The 16,593-nt window shown below is 61.1% G+C and carries 21 protein-coding genes; 11 read left to right on the top strand and 10 right to left on the bottom strand.

Annotated elements, in window-relative coordinates; genetic code table 11:
- Positions 1-112 precede the first annotated feature (112 nt).
- The 5 genes from LB543_RS27340 to LB543_RS27320 all read right to left on the bottom strand — a co-directional run bounded on the left by LB543_RS27340 (position 113) and on the right by LB543_RS27320 (position 3,807).
- On the bottom strand, positions 113-484 hold the full coding sequence (locus LB543_RS27340; protein ID WP_224616366.1) for a DUF488 domain-containing protein: 372 nt from the start codon (positions 482-484) through the stop codon (positions 113-115).
- Positions 481-690 (bottom strand): hypothetical protein, encoded by a 210-nt coding sequence (locus LB543_RS27335; protein ID WP_224616365.1) that lies wholly within the window; start codon positions 688-690, stop codon positions 481-483. The genes LB543_RS27340 and LB543_RS27335 overlap by 4 nt, the downstream gene beginning before the upstream one ends.
- A 40-nt stretch (positions 691-730) precedes the next feature.
- Entirely contained in the window at positions 731-1,126 is a 396-nt protein-coding gene (locus LB543_RS27330) for a cytochrome c family protein (RefSeq protein ID WP_318013016.1), read from the bottom strand.
- A 128-nt stretch (positions 1,127-1,254) separates the two neighbouring features.
- Entirely contained in the window at positions 1,255-3,024 is a 1,770-nt protein-coding gene (locus tag LB543_RS27325; protein WP_224616363.1) for a GMC family oxidoreductase, read from the bottom strand.
- Between the two features lie 24 nt (positions 3,025-3,048).
- Entirely contained in the window at positions 3,049-3,807 is a 759-nt protein-coding gene (locus tag LB543_RS27320; RefSeq protein WP_224616362.1) for a gluconate 2-dehydrogenase subunit 3 family protein, read from the bottom strand.
- Between the two features lie 188 nt (positions 3,808-3,995).
- Here LB543_RS27320 and LB543_RS27315 point away from each other — a divergent pair, with 188 nt between their 5' ends.
- Positions 3,996-4,847 (top strand): LysR family transcriptional regulator, encoded by an 852-nt coding sequence (locus tag LB543_RS27315; protein WP_224616361.1) that lies wholly within the window; start codon positions 3,996-3,998, stop codon positions 4,845-4,847.
- Here the strand turns inward: LB543_RS27315 and LB543_RS27310 are convergent.
- The 3 genes from LB543_RS27310 to LB543_RS27300 form a co-directional block, all read right to left on the bottom strand.
- Positions 4,844-5,695 carry an ATP-binding protein gene (locus tag LB543_RS27310; RefSeq protein WP_224616360.1) on the bottom strand — a complete coding sequence of 284 codons (852 nt, stop codon included), beginning with the start codon at positions 5,693-5,695 and terminating at the stop codon, positions 4,844-4,846. The genes LB543_RS27315 and LB543_RS27310 overlap by 4 nt on opposite strands.
- 105 nt (positions 5,696-5,800) lie before the next feature.
- Positions 5,801-6,325, bottom strand: a complete 525-nt coding sequence (locus tag LB543_RS27305; protein WP_224616359.1) for a plastocyanin/azurin family copper-binding protein — start codon at positions 6,323-6,325, stop codon at positions 5,801-5,803.
- Positions 6,322-6,735, bottom strand: coding sequence for a DUF5602 domain-containing protein (locus LB543_RS27300; protein ID WP_224616358.1), 414 nt, complete (start codon positions 6,733-6,735; stop codon positions 6,322-6,324). The genes LB543_RS27305 and LB543_RS27300 overlap by 4 nt, the downstream gene beginning before the upstream one ends.
- A 596-nt stretch (positions 6,736-7,331) precedes the next feature.
- On the opposite strand from LB543_RS27300, the gene LB543_RS27295 reads away from it, so the two are divergent.
- From LB543_RS27295 to LB543_RS27280, 4 genes are all read left to right on the top strand, one after another.
- Complete coding sequence (locus LB543_RS27295; RefSeq protein WP_224616357.1) at positions 7,332-7,751, top strand: PTS sugar transporter subunit IIA; 420 nt, start codon at positions 7,332-7,334, stop codon at positions 7,749-7,751.
- A 402-nt stretch (positions 7,752-8,153) separates the two neighbouring features.
- Positions 8,154-8,618, top strand: a complete 465-nt coding sequence (locus LB543_RS27290; RefSeq protein WP_140764109.1) for a group III truncated hemoglobin — start codon at positions 8,154-8,156, stop codon at positions 8,616-8,618.
- Positions 8,619-8,679: 61 nt separating this feature from the next.
- On the top strand, positions 8,680-9,141 hold the full coding sequence (locus tag LB543_RS27285) for an RrF2 family transcriptional regulator (RefSeq protein WP_224616356.1): 462 nt from the start codon (positions 8,680-8,682) through the stop codon (positions 9,139-9,141).
- Between the two features lie 149 nt (positions 9,142-9,290).
- Positions 9,291-9,434: a hypothetical protein gene (locus LB543_RS27280; RefSeq protein WP_181178788.1), complete on the top strand. Its 144-nt coding sequence runs from the start codon at positions 9,291-9,293 to the stop codon at positions 9,432-9,434.
- Positions 9,435-9,746: 312 nt separating this feature from the next.
- Here the strand turns inward: LB543_RS27280 and LB543_RS27275 are convergent, their stop codons facing one another.
- The gene (locus LB543_RS27275) at positions 9,747-10,544 is read right to left on the bottom strand and encodes a TetR/AcrR family transcriptional regulator (RefSeq protein WP_224616355.1); all 798 of its coding nucleotides are present in this window, start codon (positions 10,542-10,544) and stop codon (positions 9,747-9,749) included.
- On the opposite strand from LB543_RS27275, the gene LB543_RS27270 reads away from it, so the two are divergent.
- Both LB543_RS27270 and LB543_RS27265 read left to right on the top strand, forming a co-directional pair.
- Positions 10,477-11,676 carry a RidA family protein gene (locus LB543_RS27270; protein ID WP_224616354.1) on the top strand — a complete coding sequence of 400 codons (1,200 nt, stop codon included), beginning with the start codon at positions 10,477-10,479 and terminating at the stop codon, positions 11,674-11,676. The genes LB543_RS27275 and LB543_RS27270 overlap by 68 nt on opposite strands.
- Positions 11,676-12,833, top strand: a complete 1,158-nt coding sequence (locus tag LB543_RS27265) for a M24 family metallopeptidase (protein WP_224616353.1) — start codon at positions 11,676-11,678, stop codon at positions 12,831-12,833. The genes LB543_RS27270 and LB543_RS27265 overlap by 1 nt, the downstream gene beginning before the upstream one ends.
- A gap of 6 nt (positions 12,834-12,839) precedes the next feature.
- Here the strand turns inward: LB543_RS27265 and LB543_RS27260 are convergent, their stop codons facing one another.
- Positions 12,840-13,601 (bottom strand): IclR family transcriptional regulator, encoded by a 762-nt coding sequence (locus LB543_RS27260; RefSeq protein WP_224616352.1) that lies wholly within the window; start codon positions 13,599-13,601, stop codon positions 12,840-12,842.
- A gap of 121 nt (positions 13,602-13,722) precedes the next feature.
- Here LB543_RS27260 and LB543_RS27255 point away from each other — a divergent pair, with 121 nt between their 5' ends.
- From LB543_RS27255 to LB543_RS27240, 4 genes are read left to right on the top strand one after another with little or no spacing between them, the layout of a single operon-like run.
- Positions 13,723-14,394, top strand: coding sequence for an amino acid ABC transporter permease (locus tag LB543_RS27255; RefSeq protein WP_224616351.1), 672 nt, complete (start codon positions 13,723-13,725; stop codon positions 14,392-14,394).
- Positions 14,391-15,041 (top strand): amino acid ABC transporter permease, encoded by a 651-nt coding sequence (locus LB543_RS27250; RefSeq protein ID WP_140764093.1) that lies wholly within the window; start codon positions 14,391-14,393, stop codon positions 15,039-15,041. The genes LB543_RS27255 and LB543_RS27250 overlap by 4 nt, the downstream gene beginning before the upstream one ends.
- Positions 15,028-15,759, top strand: coding sequence for an amino acid ABC transporter ATP-binding protein (locus LB543_RS27245; RefSeq protein ID WP_140764091.1), 732 nt, complete (start codon positions 15,028-15,030; stop codon positions 15,757-15,759). Before LB543_RS27250 ends, LB543_RS27245 begins: the two co-directional genes overlap by 14 nt.
- A gap of 35 nt (positions 15,760-15,794) precedes the next feature.
- On the top strand, positions 15,795-16,583 hold the full coding sequence (locus tag LB543_RS27240) for a transporter substrate-binding domain-containing protein (RefSeq protein WP_140764089.1): 789 nt from the start codon (positions 15,795-15,797) through the stop codon (positions 16,581-16,583).
- Positions 16,584-16,593 lie beyond the last annotated feature (10 nt).

Here is a 16,593-nt window from a genome sequence, read left to right as displayed (position 1 = left end):
GATGCTTTGATGAGGCTTCTCCAGTTTGGTTCCATAAAGGTGATTTCGGTCTCGCTGTCGTGATCGCACGCCCAATGCTTTTGAAGGTCAATGGCAGCGCCGCGCGGCGTCTCTATCGATGTCCCAGCAAAATCTCTCTCAGGACGACGGCATCATTGTGGGCCTCGTCGTGAGCCGAGTAGACGAGCGTGACGGCGCCCTGCCGTATCAGGTCGCGCAGCCGGTCGACCTCGTCGCGGTGCGCGTGGATTTCCGCCGCATATCGCCGACGGAACTCCTCCCAGCGGGCTGGATCGTGTCCGAACCATTTCCGAAGCTCGGTGCTTGGCGCGAGTTCTTTCATCCAATAGTCGATGGCGGCCTCGGTCTTCTTGACCCCGCGCGGCCAAAGCCGGTCAACCAGCACCCGCGTGCCATCGTCGGCAACAGGGCTCTCATATGCCCGCTTCAATTTCACTCTCTCGTTGAAGACTTTTCCGCTCATCCGTCCGTCTCCGTGTCGTTGACGGCATCGAGAAGCCGGGAGAACTCCTTTCGAAGGATTATCTCGTCGGCTTGATCAGATACGATCACGAAGATGTCGCCGCGATATCTCTCGATCCAGTGATGACCGGTTCCATGGCTGCGCAGGTAGTCACCAATCTCGTGAACCGTGGAATACCCCAGACCCTGATGCAGGAGGAACTTCATAAGGTTGCGCTTCGCAAGCCGGGACAGATCGTCCCCTGTTTCAGGGGGCGGCCTTCTGTCCTTGAGTGTTGAACTGTTTGAGATAGGCGATCACATCGGCGATCTCCTGGTCCTTGCTGAGGCCGGCGAATGTCATCTTTGTGCCTGGCACCAGCTTGCGCGGCGCGCGCAGATAAGTCGTCAGCGTCGGTTCGTCCCAGGTCAGGCCTGAATCCTTGTTCGCCGCGGAATAACTGTAATCGGGGTAGGTGCCTGCCGCGCGGCCAACGACGCCATTCAATACGGGCCCTACTCCGTTCTTGGCATCAGGGCCGACCTGGTGGCAGGCCATGCATCTCTTGAAAACGGTTGCGCCGGCCTCAGCACTGCCAGGAGATGTGTCCTGCGCATGGGCCGAACCGACTGCGGTTAGAACCGCGGTCGCCAATCCAAGCATGATCGATTTCATGTTAGCTGCTTTCAATGAGTTACGGGTTGGTTCCGGTCGAGCCGGCTCGCGGCAATATGAGGTTCGAAACACACCCGGCCTGCCGGACCCGAACCGCGGATCCGGCAGGCGTTGCCTCAGGAGGGAACCAATGGGCCCGGGCTCTTCAGATACTGGTTCTTGATCGCGTCCACGGCCCAATAGGCAAGAGCACCTACCGGCCCGGTCGGATTCTTCCCTGCGTTTTGCGGAAACACGCAAGCGCCGGTGACGAATACGTTCGGGACATCCCAGACCTGAAGATACTTGTTCAGAACGCTGGTGCTCGGGTCTGCTCCGAAGACTGCCCCGCCTGTGTTGTGCGTGCTCTGATAAGGCACGATGGAATAGGGCACAGGCGGGATGCTCCGATCGACCTTGGTCGCACCCATTTCCTTGGCGATCTCCACGCAGATGTCGGCCTGACCGCTCATCTGCTTTACCTCGTTGTCCTGGAAGTCGAACGTCATCCTCATCAGCGGACGTCCAAAGACGTCAGTGTAGGTCGGATCAAGGCTCAAGTAGTTCTGTCGGTAGGCCATGACGGCCCCTTGATTGCCAACGCTCGCCGCGTGGTCATAATTGTCGACCACTGCCTGCTTCCAGTCGGAGCCCCAGCGCGGCGTGCCGTGCGGAGTTGGATGCGACTGGATAGGCCGGGCGCCCGAGTTGCTGCAGCTGATGCCGCCGCCGCCGATATAGCCTGCCTTCACGAAATCGTAGTTGTCGCCGTTGAAATCATCCATGCAGGTGCCGAGCGCACCGGCGCCCATGTAGCGGTTCAGGATGGTCTTCTTGTCGAAGAAGGCGGTGGCCCCGCCACCGCACTGATAGGCATAGTTGCGGCCGACCACGCCCTTCCCCGTTGCCGGATCGTAGGGCACGCCGATGCCGGACTGCAGCAACAGATTGACGTTGCCGAGCGCATAGGCCGACAGGATGATGAGGTCGGCAGGCTGTTCGAATTCACGCCCGCGTGCGTCGAGATAAGTGACGCTGACCGCCCGCTTGCGGGTCGAGTCGAGATTGACCTTCAGTACGATCGAGTTGGTGCGCAGCTCGAAATTCGGGTTCTTCAGCGCCAGCGGGATAACGGTGAAATGCGGGCTGGCCTTGGCATTCGCTTCGCAACCGAACCGCTCGCAGAATCCACAGTAGTGGCACTGGCCGAAGGCCACGCCGTCGGGATTGACGTAATCCCGCGACGCGTTTGACGACGGATTTGGAAAAGGGTGGTAGCCCAGATTGCGGGCCGCCTTCTCGAACATCACCATGCTCTGCGCGGCAATCATCGGCGGATTAGGGTACTCGTCCTTTCGCGCTCCCTCGAAGATGTTGCCACCATCGATCTTCCGACCGTTGATATTGCCGGCCTTGCCGGAGGTGCCGCAGGTTTTTTCGAACTTGTCATAATAGGGTTCGAGATCGTCGTAGGTGATCGGCCAGTCCTGCAGGTGCATGTCCGAAGGGATGATCTTCTCGCCGTACTTGTCGGCGGTCCTGGTGCGCGCCTGATGATCCCATTCGAGCCAGCGCCATGTGACGCCGTTCCAGTGCACGCCGGCGCCGCCGACGCCCTGGCCGGGCAGGAAGGAGCCGAGTTGACGCATAGGCAGCGCCGTTTGCGATTCACCATTGCGGAATGTGATGGTCTCCCGTCGCACGTTCTGCATGAGATCGTAGCGAGCCGCGTAACGCAATTCGTCATGGATTTCTGGGTCGATGAAGTCCGGATTGGTGTCACGTGGGCCTCCCCGCTCAAGGGCGACGATCTTCAGCTTGGTGGATGCAAGCTCCTTGGCAATGATGCCGCCTGTCCACCCAAGACCGACAATCAGGACATCTACCGGGTTCAGTTTAGTGGTCATGTCAAAATCTCCTTCTTCCGCCGATCAAATGAGGTCCTGGATGCCCTTCGGTTCAGCCTTGTAAGGCTTGTTCCGGAAGGGCTCGATCTTGTCCGCGTACATGGCATCCGCGCCGGGAAAGCCGATCATCTTCCAGGCAGCCGCGTCCTTGTTTCCGCCATACATCGGGTCCGCGAAATAACCCTCGATCGTGAGCTGGAGCAAAAGCCCGAAGAAGGTTGCCGTCGGGACTGTCGGAAGCTCGATCTTGTTGCTCTCAAGGTCAGCCATGACCTCGGCACGATCTTTTGCCGACAAGCCCTCGAAGGTGCTCTTGTGGCTTTTCTGCACGTAGGCCCTGACATCCGCGATGCCGGCTCGGATCACTTCCGATGGCGTCATCGGCAATTGATAGCCCTGCTCGGGCGTACCCTCGCCAAACGGTCCTTCCAGATACTGACGGTCGCCCTTGCCGTATGCGCCGGCCATCTGCCGGTCGACGTAGGTCGCAACGCCGAGTTCCTTGGCACCAGGGCCTGTTGAATCGCTTGGAATGAGCGTATCGACCGCTGCCTCGATGAAGGCGGATTCGTCGACGTTGAAGAATTCATAGCCGGACCCTCGAGTATGAGGTTCGGCGACGGTCACGTGATGATGTTTCGTACTGGCGGTAGCGGCGATGTTTTCGTCCGCCGATGCGGATCCGCCAAGCGGCAGTGTACCCGCTGCTGCCCCTGCTGCGCCGAACAGCTTCAGGAAGTCGCGACGCCCCACACCGCCATGGCTCTTTTCTCTTGTCGACATGGATCACTCCCGTGACGCTGCAGGCAAAAAATGTGTAAGGATGGAGGAGAGCTTGCGCCTCACTCCAACCGGCGCTGCGCAGCATCCAGCGCTAAGCTTGGTGGATTACCGGAGCCTAATGTTCGCACTTACTATGTGGCAAACGAAATTCATTGACATTTAAGCGCAATTTTTATGCTATATGCAGAATGGACATTGAGCTTGCCCGCACTTTTATTGAGATCGTTTCGACCGGCAGTTTCATTCGCGCTTCGGAGCGCTTGAATGTCGCCCAGACGACCGTAAGCGCGCGAATCCGCAACCTTGAACAGCAATTGGGCCGTGCTCTTTTCGTTCGGCACAAGGGCGGAGCCTCGCTCACCCCGGCTGGCGAGCAGTTCCTGCGCCACGCCCCGATGTTCGTCCAGCTATGGCAGCGAACCCTTCATCAGGTTGCAGTGCCGCCGGGCCGCCGGGCCGTTCTGACGGTCGGAAGCGAAGTCAGCCTTGCGCAACCCCTTCTGCTCGATTGGGTCAGATGGATGCGCCATTCGCTTCCGGATATTGCGCTTAGAGTACACGTCGACGTGCCGCAGGATCTGATCAATCAGGTCGCGTCGGGACTGGTCGACTTGGCCATTATGTACGCGCCCCCGCACAGACCGGGTTTGAAGATCGATCTGCTTTTGGAAGAGAAACTCGTCCTGGTGACTACCAATTCCGAATCGCGTCTCCTGGATGAATCCGATTATGTCTATATGGACTGGGGGCCGGATTTTGGACTTCATCACGGGATGAATTTCCCGAGTGCTGCGCCGGATCTTTCTTTCGATCTCGGTCCGCTCGCGCTGAACTATGTTCTTGCGGCTGGCGGCTCCGGGTATTTCAGAATGAGTTCAGTGCAACCTCACATAGAAGCGGGCCGGCTTCATCTTGTGCCTGAAATGCCGCAGTTCTCTTACCCGGTTTACGCGGTCCAATCCGCGAGTGCGGACGAGAGCGTTGTGGGTCCTGCCCTGGCGGGATTGCATGCCGTTGCAGGTGGCGACGTCAAACTCTAGTCATTGCTTGGCGACGCTTTGACTTCCGGTTGGATTGACGGGAACAGCAGATCGACTGTCGTCCCAATCCCCGTCTCGCTCGCAATGCGAACATGGCCGCCAATCATCCGCATCACTGCGCGTACCTGCGACAGCCCGATGCCCGTGCCCTTATCGCCTTTGGTCGTGAAGAAGGGATCGAACGCCGTTCGCAAGACTTCCTCGGTCATGCCGCACCCTTGGTCCTTGACGCGAACGCAGACATAGGTTCCCGGCCCCACGTGGTCAGGTATGGCGGTCTCCTGCACCAACCGCTCGGTGACAATCCTGATCTCGCCGCCTTTGGGCATGGCATCCCGTGCGTTGACAACGAGATTAAGCACCGCCGTGTCGAACAATGCAGGATCGACCAGGCAGTCCGGAATATCGGAACCAAGTTCAAGCCTGACGCGTATATCGGGACCGGCGCCATATCTCAGCAATGGCTCGAAGGACCTGAGGAATTCATTGAGGTCGCCGGCATGGGCATCGAGTTCCTGGTGCTTTGCAAAAGCGAGGAGCTGCGAGGTCAAATCGATCCCACGAGCGATTCCTTCCCGCGCCATCGCAATGCAGGTCAGCACATGGTTTGGCTCGTCAGCCCTTGCTTCGGCAAGCCTCAGGCCGGATTCGATGACCGCCAGCAGGTTTCTGAAGTCATGGACAATGCCGCCCGTCATTTCGCCCAATGCAGCAAGCCGATGTGTCGCCTGCCCGCGTCGTTCGATTGCGGTCCGGGCATCGAGAGAAACGGGCGGCAACCGAGAGCGCCCGTCCCGCCCTGTCTGAGATTGTGGCTGATTTCCGCATGGATGCACGTCGCCCGTCATGAAAACGTCCCCATCGGTCACTGACGACAGCCAGGGAACTCGTGGCCCGGTCTGATCGCGGTATCCAATCCTCGTTGTTCAGCCAGGCGCCTTCGCGGACATGACCTAATCGCGCTGGACGACCCCGCGAATCATGATGTTTTCGACTTTCGGAAATGCTTTGAGGGCCTTCTCCGGCAAATCGCCATTCGCACCAACCAGCTCGGTCCAGCCATGCGCTTCGGGCGCGCCGACGATGATACGGCCGACCATGCCGGCGTGCTCATGCGGGACGCAGTAGTAGTCATAGACCCCCTGCTCAGTGAAGGCAGCCGAAAAACTCTCGTTGGGCAGGAGGTAGCCAGAATCCCACGGTTTTGCGGCCCCGGGCATGCGGCGCGGTCTCTCGAAGTTCGTCGGACTGTATGCAGTCGTAGTGTGCGAATTGCCCGAATTGAGATTGGTCCAGCGGACCGTCTGTCCTGGTTTGATCAGAATGCCGATCGGGTCGAACCAGACCTGTGAGCCGTCGTCGCGCCCTCGCATCGTGATTTCCACCACCTCCTCGGCCCATGCGGCAGGAGAAGAGCGAGAAAGGGCGGCGGCAAGCGCGCCGCCCCCGCCCAGTACCTGACGACGCGTGAGCATCATTTGGCGACACGGGCTTCGTCGGTGGCCGAGACGTGCCACAACACGACGTGGACATGCGGTTCGGGAACACCCGGATGCCCGGCATTGTAGTAGACGTCGACATGGTCGACATTGCCGCCCGGCGCCGCGAGGTCGTCAAAACGCTTGTCCGGATTGAGATCCTTGATCGGCAGCATGTAGATGGTGCTGACAAGCTTGCCGTCGTGGTCATAGGCAAGGAACGGGCCGGCAGGCAATGTCGTCGGATCGACGAAAAGTTGGCCCATGCCCGGCAGGAAGTCGGGCAGCTTCACAAGCTTGCTGACCTGTTCGTAAGGAGCAGCCGGCGGAGATTTGGCGACATCGCTCGCCGCCATAGCGCAAAGCGAGCTGGCCATTGTCACGACAACTGCGAAGGCAAGCGTTTTCATCACGGTAACTCCTTGTTTTGGTAGAAGCCGCGCAACAGCCAAAAGGTGGAAGACCTAATATCCGATCTTCATCGCTGACACGGCCTATTCGTGCCCGCCAAGCAAGGAGGAGACGGCCACGTCCGTCAAACGAAATTAAGTGGCGTTTCAGTGCATTATTTTTGCGTTTATTTGGTATCTCCTGTTTGCATCCATGAATTCTCTTCAGTCACTCGATGGCGAAGATCCCAGAATGTGCATTACCAAGCCTTAGACCATTCGCGATAGCTCGCGAACCAAGGCGGCACGTGTCAAATCGTCGAAGGGGTTGTACCCACAGAACCGAATAACTCTGAAGCGACGGCCACTATTGGCGTCGCTTGATTCCAAAAAGGCCTTCACTACATTTCAGTTGCTATGCATATTTTCACGCAAAATTTCCGAAGAGATCCGTGGCGCCTCAACGCAGGCTTCTAGCCCGGACGCGAAAGACGTTGGGCTTCGCGTCCGGGAAAGCCGGGATTCCAATTCAGTCCAAAGTGAACGTTTCCCTACGCTGGCAATGTGACTGACCGTTGTCCGCGATTGCGTTTGGATCAGTCTTACCGGCAACTGTGATGATCCCCTACTTGTTAGAAGAAGATGTCGCGCTTGACCTCGCGACAAAGGGCAAGCATTCCGCATTGTCGAAAATAGCCGTCAGGATAGCGCGGAGAGCCGGACTCGACGAGCAGATGGTTCTCCATAGCCTTTGGCGCAGCGAGTGTCACGGCTCGACAGGTCTCGGCCGCGGCGTTGCGACCCCGCACGCCTTGTTCGACACGATCTCTTCTCCCGTGGCATCTTTTGCTCGACTGCATCGGCCTATCGATTTCGGCGGGCCGGACGACGATCCGGTCGATATCGTTTATACCCTGGTCTGGCCTCGCTCCGCCGTCTCCGCCTTCCTTCCCGCTCTTTCGCAGGTGTGCCGGGTGCTTCGGATGCCTCGGACTCGAGAGGGACTGCAACAGGCACAGTCAGCCGCTCGATGCTGATCCGCGCTCGGTCATTTCCGCCAATTGGCACACGTGCGCAGCCGGCTTCATGCCTGGTCAGTTGCGCGACGCCTCATTAGTAGCGGACGTACGCCTTTGAGGAACTCCGACGCCTCGGCCTTCAGCAGGGTGCAGTTCGACAGAAAGCTTGCCAGTCCATCGAACCCCGACTTCATGATCATATTCCTAAAACATACATTGACAATGTATGTTTTAGTTGAGATGCTTACCTCGATGCCAAGCCAAGGCACAATCAGAATGCAAGCCATTGATAGATCCTGATCCCCAAACCATGGCTGCAAGGACTGCGCACTTCGGTGCTGCCGACGAGCCGGCGGCCTGGATTGAGCCTGGCGGCGATTCCAAAAGCCGCATTGGCCTGGCGGAAATGAGGGCGAGCACATGAGCGGGAATAGCCGGAGCAAGAGAACGATCATCGTCGACGGCCTCCCGTTGCCGGATGTGCTCGACGAGACCATGATCCGCGGCGTGGTTGACGGCTTCTATGAAGAAATTCGCCGTGATGAGCTTCTTGGTCCCATCTTCCGCCAGCAGATACAATCCGACGAGTGGCCGCGTCATCTGGCGAAGATGTGTGACTTCTGGTCCGCGACACTGCTGCGAACATCCCGATATGAAGGTCGGCCCCTGCCCCCACATCTCGCGATAGGCAGCCTTGGCGAGGTGCATTTCCGGCGTTGGTTGACGTTATTTCGCGTAACAGTGCGCCGTATCTGCCCGCCTGAAGTCGCGGCGCTGTTCATGGATCGCGCGCTGCGCATCGCTCACAGCTTTCGTCTTGCGGTCGCCTTCAGCCGCGGCGAGACCACGATTGGCATCGAACCGATTGCCGAGAAAGACCTGTGATGCCGAATTGGTTTGTGAGTGGTTGCCATTGCAGCACGCCAACCCAAGAGAGGAAGCGCCGGTGAGGCTGACCAACTTCTCGGACTATGCCTTGAGAATGCTGATGTACGCGGCCTCCGCCGGTGATCACCTGATCACGATCGAGGAAACTGCCCGGATCTTCAAGGTATCGAAAACGCACCTCAACAAAGTCGCCAATACCCTGACGCGCGGGGGATACCTGAAGGCGGTCCGCGGCCGTTCCGGCGGCCTCGTTCTGGGACTCCGGCCCGAGATGATCCGGATCGGCGATGTCATACGGCTGACTGAGCCGGATTTTGCGGTTGTGGAGTGCTTTGCTACCGGAAACCAATGTGTGCTCACCGGATCCTGCAAGCTTTCAAGCATGTTTGGCGAAGCGATAGCCTCCTTCCAGAACGTTCTTGACCGCTACACGCTGGCCGACGTCGCACTGATGCCTCAGGATTTCCTTGGCCGGCCCGCATCACCCCAAGCTTTCGGCGTGACGCAAAGGGGCGGGTAAGGTCGAAGTCTCTTACGGTCGGGGACAAAGTGTTTCCATCTCGTCGCCCGATCAATTTGAGGACTGAGCAGAGGGTCGTCGCGGGCCGCGACGGAGGCCTTTCCCTTTACCGGACAGATGCTGATCTTTGTCACACAAGGAGACGAGCTATGGCTGAACCAAATAAGAGCGACAAGCCGACAACAAAGCAGTTTGAGTCTGGTATCGACTCGGACAACAGTCTGTTGCCGATGCTGATCGGCGGCCTTGTTCTGATCGTCATCGGCGCGATTATTGTCATGATGTTCGTCTAGTTCCGGAATGGCATAGTCGCCGCCGCGCATTGCCGGCAAGCCCGATGCTCGAGGGGCTTACAGGACCGGTTTTCTTGGGCTGATTTGACAAGAGAAATTCCCAAAGCGTCTGTCTACTTAACGCGGCGGCCGCCTCGATCGCCACCGCAGGCTCTTATTTGCGTCGAATACCCTACGAGATTGTCGCCTCCCGACTAGGTGGGCCGCGCCTCCTCCTGTGGATGACCAATGTCGGCGTCAAGTGCAAGTCGCTTGATGCGTCAGTCAGCCTCGGTTCAAACGCCTTCCTCTATGTGCTTTTCCGACTGAAAGTCAGTAGGTGCTGGATTTGATGATCTGCGCCAGGCTGCGATACGTTTTCTCCAGCATGTCAAAACCGCCTTCGGCAAGCGTGATCGGCGCAGCGTTGTCGGCTATCGCCGCGAGCAGCAGAGCCGCATCACTAGGGACAATATTTGGAGCTAGCTCGCCACGTCGGCCTGCAGCCGATAGGGCATCCGTAAACAGCATGGAAAGCTCCGCGCCGAAATGGTCGAGCATCTTCTGGCCATCGGCGCCAAGAAGTTCGGCGTCCTGCCTGAGCCTTGTGATCAGGCTCCAATTTCGTCCCTTCGTGTCGGGTGGATTGAAATGCAAGAAGCGGCCGCGGCTGTAGGCGATCATGGCCTCTACCTGATCGGAGAGGTTCGCACCCTCATCCGACCACACGGCGCGCAAGGCACTCAGCGTCGCCTCCATGTAGTCGCCAAGCACCTCATCGACGAGCGCCTGCTTGTTGCCGAAATGATAGTGAATATTGGCGCGCGTCGTACCGAGCGCCGCCGAAATATCCCCGAAGCTGGTGCCGCGATAGCCATGGCGCACCAGAAGCTCCAGCGCCGTATCCTTGATCGCCTGTCTGGTGTCGGTCTCGTCCATGCTTCCATCATAGCCAAATGCGTTGGCCATGGACGCCGAAGCTTTGCGGCATCCCCAGCATTTGACGGGATACTGACTTGCAGGTAAGTAAGTTGGAATCGGCGGGGGAGGATACGTGGTGCGGATGCAGACATTCAGCGATATCGAAGGATCGGCGCCGCAGGCCGTCCGCGCGGGCGACATCGTCTTCATCGGCGGGCTGATGGCGACGGACGCCAGCGGCAATATCGTCGCAAGCGACATAATCGGTCAGGCGCGCGCCATCTTCGACCGGCTGGCGGCCCTCCTCGCCCAGGCCGGCGCGGGCATTGCCGATGTGGTTAAGCACAACATCTATTTCAGTTGCGAGGCCGATGCCGTCGGCGCCTTCCTCGACGAACTCGATGCCGTGCGCGCCGGCTGTTTCGCGGCCCCCGGCCCGACCACAACGGAAATCCGCTGCGGCCTCGACCGCGAGGGCGCGCTGCTGATGGTCGACGCTTGGGTGGTCATCGGCGGCAAGCGCGAACTGCTCGACCCGCCCGGTCATTGGCGCTGGCGCAAGCAGCTGCCCTTCGTCCATGGCTGGAAGGTCGGCGACATGCTGTTTGTCGGAGGCCAGCGCTCGCTCGATGCCGAAGGCGATGTACTCGGGCTTGGCGATATCGAGGTGCAGACCGACGCGGCCTTCCGCAACCTCGACACGATGCTGCGGTCGGGCGGCGGCGACCGCCACAGCCTGATGCGCCAGAACACCTATTTCCGCTTTTTCGGCGAGGGCCGCGAGGTCACCGACTTCTGGGAGAAGATGACCAATGTGCGACGCCGCTACATGTCGGCGCCTTCGGCGGCCGGTGCCGGACTGCGCATCCAGGGCATGGGCAATGCCGACGAACTGATCCAGGTCGAGGGCATCGGCATGCTCGGCGACGACAAGCAGCGCCTGCAACCGGCCAACCATTGGGACTGGAGCATTTCCAACACCCAGTTCACGCAAGGTTGGAAGGTCGGCGGGCTCGCCTTCATCGGCGGCCAGATCTCGGCCGACAACAAGGCACAGGCCGTCGGCGACGACATGGAAACGCAGACCCGCAACGTCTTCGAGTTCATCCGCCGCACGCTGGCCGAAGGCGGGCTCGACGAAAGCGATGTCGCCAAGCTCTACATCTACTATCACGTCGAAGGCAGCTGGGCGGGGATCGAGGCGACGCGCGCGGTGATTGCCCGCGTCCAGCGCGAATTCTACGCCGAGCCTGGTCCGGCGGTGACCGCGATCCGCGTCGCCGGCTTTGCCTTCGAGAACCTGCTGATCGAGATCGAGGCAATGGCGGTGACGCAAGACTGATGTCGAAACATGATTTCACCGCCGCCGAGTTCGCTGATCGGTTGGCGCGTGTCCGCGCCGCCATGGCCGCACGCGACCTCGACTGGCTGGTTGCCGTCCACCCCGCCTCAATCCATTGGCTGACCGGCAGCGATGCCAAAAGCTACCAGGAATTCCAATGCCTGCTGGTCGGCGCGCGTGACGAGCCGCTGGTCGTGCTGACACGCCAGGGCGAGGTGCATGAATTCGAGACGGACGCCCTTGCCGGCGAGGTACAAGGCTATGGCGGCGGCGAGAACGAGGATCCGGTCGCAGTCTTCGCCGGCATAGCGCGGCGCCACGGCGTGCTCGGCAGGCGCGTCGGCCTCGAAGTGCCGGCCTACTATCTCCACCCGCATCACTATCTCGGCCTTCGCGCCGTCATCGGCGATGCCCTGGTCACCGAGGCGACCGAGCTGATCGCCGGCCTGAAGCTGGTGAAGTCGCCGGCCGAGATCGCTTATATCAGGCGCGCGGAGGCCCTTGCCGACCTTGGCATGGAGCGCTTTGCCGGCGAGCTCGCGGCGGGCCTGTCGGAACTGGCGCTGGCCGGCGGCATCCACGAGACCTTGCTGCGCAATGGCAGCGGCATCGCCGCTAGTCCGATCAACCTCGTCTCCGGCCCGCGCTCCGCCTACAGCCACGGCGCGCCGACCGCGCGTCGGCTTGAACATGGCGATTTCGGCAACATCGAATTCGGCACCACCTTCAACCGCTACACCGCCACTATCGGCCGCAATTTCGCGCTGGGCACGCCGACGCCGCGCATGGCCGAATTGCACGACCTCGTGCTGCGCGCCGGCGATGCCATGATCGCGGCGATTCGCGACGGCGTGCCGGCAACCGTGCCGCACCAGGCGGCCCGCGCCGTGATCGGTGAGGCCGGGCTCGAAGCCTGCCGTGTCCACACATCAGGCTATGCGCTGGGGCCGGGCTTTCCGCCGAGCTGGGCCGAGCCGCTGCACATGATCGGCGACAGCCCGCACATGCTGAAGGCTGGCATGGTGGTCACCATCGAGCCGCCGGTCTATATCGGCGCCGAAGGCCTTGGAGCGCGCATCATCGACAATGTGCTTGTCACCACGACCGGTGCGGAGGTGCTGTCCCGCACGCCGCGCGACATCATCGTCGCGGGTTGAGCGTCCCTACCCTCCAAGCTCATGCGCGATCTCGGCGCAAGCGAGCTTCAGCCGCGCCAGCATGGCCTCGAAATTGGGCGCGGCGCTGCGTCGGCTGACCGCCGCAACCGTTACGCAGGCCACGGCGCGCCGGTCGCCGGCGATTATCGGACAGACGACGTCGGTCACGCCGATGATGTCGCGGCTTTCATGGATGATGGCGCCGCGCTCGCGCACCGCGTCGAGTTCGGCGGCGAGCGTCGTCGGGTCCGGCGGCTCGCGCATCAGCATCAGGCATTCGGCGATCATCCGGTCACGCACCAGTTTGGGCTGGAACGCCATCAGCACCAGCCCGGAATGGGCGTCCGCCAGCGGCCGGCGATAGCCGAGCTTGAGCGAGAAGTTCATGTCCGCCCCGCCCGATGCTGCCGCGATGATGACGGTTTCGCCGCGATGCGCGACAACCAGATGCGCCGCCTGGTGCACTTCCTCGGCGAAGCGCTCGACGATGGGGGCCGCGGTGCTCACCAGGTCACGGGCGCGCGCCGTCTGCATGCCCAGCCCGAACAGCTTGTTCGACAGCATCAGCCCCTCGCCGCCTTCGTCGCGCTGGATGTAGCCGCGCGCAAGCAGCACATGGACCATGCGGAAAATCTCGTTCTTCGATCGCCCCAGTTCCTCGGCGATCTGGCGCGTGCCCAAGGGCTGGCCGGCGTTGGCCAGCAATTCGAGGATATCCAGTCCCTTTTCGAGGGCCGGCGCGCTGTAATTGAGCTTGTCGTCCGTCATTTGTATCGCTTCATAGATGACGCTTGACGTCACATATGAAGCGACGATAGCGTGGTGTCCAGGCAAATCCGAGCGGAAAATAGCGATCTGCCTAGCGTTGCATAGGGGACGCTCTGCATCCATGAGCTATAATTTCAAGTTTGATGTCCTGCTGCGCTATATCCCCGAGATCGTGCAAGGCGTGCTGCTGACCTTGCAGTTCTCGGTCGTCACCATGCTCTGCGGACTTGCCATCGGCTTGATCGTCGCCATGGCCTCGATAAGCCCGCTGACGCCACTGCGCGCCTGCGCCCGCGTCTATGTCGAGGCGCTGCGCAACACGCCGCTGCTGGTGCAGCTGTTCATCGTCTTCTTCGGCCTGCCTTCTATCGGCATCAAGCTTGGCGCCAACACCGCCGCGCTGATCGCGCTGTCGATCAACATGGGCGCCTATGGTGCGGAAATCCTGCGCGCCGGTTTCCAGTCCGTGCGCCAGAGCCAGATCGAGGCCGGCCGATCGCTCGGCCTCACCGCCGGCCAGACCTTTCGCCATGTCGTGCTGTTCCAGGCAATGAAGGCCATTTACCCGGCGCTTTCCAGCCAGTTCGTGCTGATCATGCTGACCACCAGCGTCGTCTCCTCGATCGGCGCCACCGAACTGTTCCACCAGGCCGCCTTCATCGATTCACGCACCTACCGCTCCTTCGAGACCTACACGCTGATCACCGTTTCCTATCTCGTGCTCACACTGGGCTTCCGCGCTTTCTTCGCCGGCGTCTACTGGGCGGTCTTCGTCAGGAGGCCGCGCCGATGATCCGCGAATTTGGCGGCACCGATATCGTCTACCTGATCGAGGCCGCGCGCTGGACGCTGCTGCTGGCGTTCACCGCCACGGTGGGCGGCGGCCTTCTGGGCATCGTCGTCGCCGTGCTGCGCGTCATCCCGTTCGGGCCGCTCAACTGGCTGGCCATCGCCTGGATCAACCTGATCCAGGGCACGCCGCTGCTCGGCCAGCTCTTCGTCTTCTTCTTCGGCCTGCCGCTGGTCGGCCTCTCGGTCGACGCCTGGACGGCGGCGGCCTTGTCGCTGTCGATCTATGCATCGGCCTTCTTCGGAGAGATCTGGCGCGGCAGCCTGCAATCGGTGTCGCAGCGCCAATGGGAGGCGGGCGCGGCGCTCGGCCTCACCTACGCGCAGCGGCTTGGCCACGTCGTGCTGCCGCAGGCGATCCGCATCTCCGTCGCGCCGACCGTCGGCTTCCTCGTCCAGCTGGTGAAGAACACCTCGCTCACCGCGCTGATCGGCTTCGTCGAGCTGACCCGCGCCAGCCAGATCATCAGCGGTGCGACCTTTGCTCCGCTGCCGGTCTATCTCACCGCCGCCGCCATCTATTTCGTCATCTGCTTTTCCCTCTCCCAGCTCGCCCGCATGCTGGAAAGGAGACTTCATGTCGCTCGTTGAAATCGCCGATATCCGCAAGCGCTTCGGCGCGGTCGAGGTGCTGAAGGGCATCTCGCTCAACGTGGAAAAAGGCGAGATCGTCGCCGTCATCGGCCGCTCGGGCTCGGGCAAGTCGACCATGCTTCGCTGCATCAACGGACTGGAGAAGGTGCAGGCCGGCCGCATCGTCGTCGACGGCATCGACGTCACCGCGCCCAAGGCCGACCTCAACCTGCTGCGCCAGCGCGCCGGCATGGTGTTCCAGAGCTACAATCTGTTCCCGCATCTCAATGTCGAGCGCAATGTCATGCTGGCGCTGAAGCTGGTGCGCAAGCTCGACAGGCCGGCCGCCCGCGAGGTCGCCCACGCCGTGGTGGCTAAGGTCGGCCTCGCAGACAAGCTGCTTGCCTATCCCGACGAATTGTCGGGCGGCCAGCAGCAGCGCGTCGCCATCGCGCGCTCGCTGGCCATGCAGCCAACCCTGATGCTGTTCGACGAGATCACCTCCGCGCTCGACCCCGAACTGGTCGGCGAAGTGCTGCGCGTACTCGAAAGCGTCGCCAGCGAAGGCATGACCATGATGCTCGTCACCCATGAGATGAACTTTGCCAAGAACGTCGCCGACCGCGTGATCTTCATGCACGAGGGCCGCATCCACGAGGATGGGCCAGCGCGTGAGACCTTGCTCGAGCCTCGTACGGCCGAACTCAGGAGCTTCCTGAGCGCCGTCCTTCACTAGGAAAAGAAAGCCCAACCAGAAAAAGGGGAAGTTCCATGTTCAAGCATCTTACCAGGATCGTCACAGCCGTGCTCCTGGCCGGCGCGGTCTCGGCAATGCCGGCCAGCGCGGCCGACCTGCAGAAGATCCTTTCCGCCGGCACGGTGCGCATCGGCGTGCCCATCGACGTGCCGCCCTTCGGTTCGGTCGACGCCAAGAACGAGCCGGTCGGCCTCGATGTCGACATGGCCAAGAAGATCGCCGAGGCGCTGGGCGTCAAGCTCGAAATGCAGCAGATCACCGGCGCGAACCGCGTACCCTATCTCGTCACCGACCGCCTCGACATCGTCATCGCCGCCATGGGCGCGACGCCGGAACGCGCGCTGCAGATTGCCTTCACCTCGCCCTACTCAGCCCTTTCGATCGGTGTCTTCGGCCCCGACAGCATCGCGGTGAAGAGCCCCGCCGACCTCAAGGACGAGACCGTCGCCGTTGCGCGCGGCACGACGCAGGACCTCGAACTGACCAAGGCCGCGCCCAACGCCAAGATCGTGCGCTTCGACGACGACGCCACCGCCGCCGCCGCCTTCACCTCTGGCCAGGCGCAATTGCTGGCCACCGCCGATGTCGTCGCCAAGGACCTGATGGACAAGGACCCCAAGGTGCAGCTGAAGCCAAAATTCATCCTTCAGTTCTCGCCATGCTACATCGGCATCCAGCAGGGTAGTCCCGAACTGCTGCGCTGGCTCGACACCTACATCCATCTCGGCATGCTTGACGGCTCGCTCTCGGCGCTGTCGCAGAAGTGGATCGGCACCACCCTGCCGACCCTGCCCCCGATCTGACCTTTCGGCG

Origin of the sequence: Mesorhizobium sp. ESP7-2, from assembly GCF_020164715.1 — a bacterium.
In the GTDB taxonomy this organism is placed as follows: domain Bacteria; phylum Pseudomonadota; class Alphaproteobacteria; order Rhizobiales; family Rhizobiaceae; genus Mesorhizobium.
The sequence above is the reverse complement of the archived record's forward strand: the minus strand, read 5'-3'. Positions and strand labels throughout refer to the sequence as shown.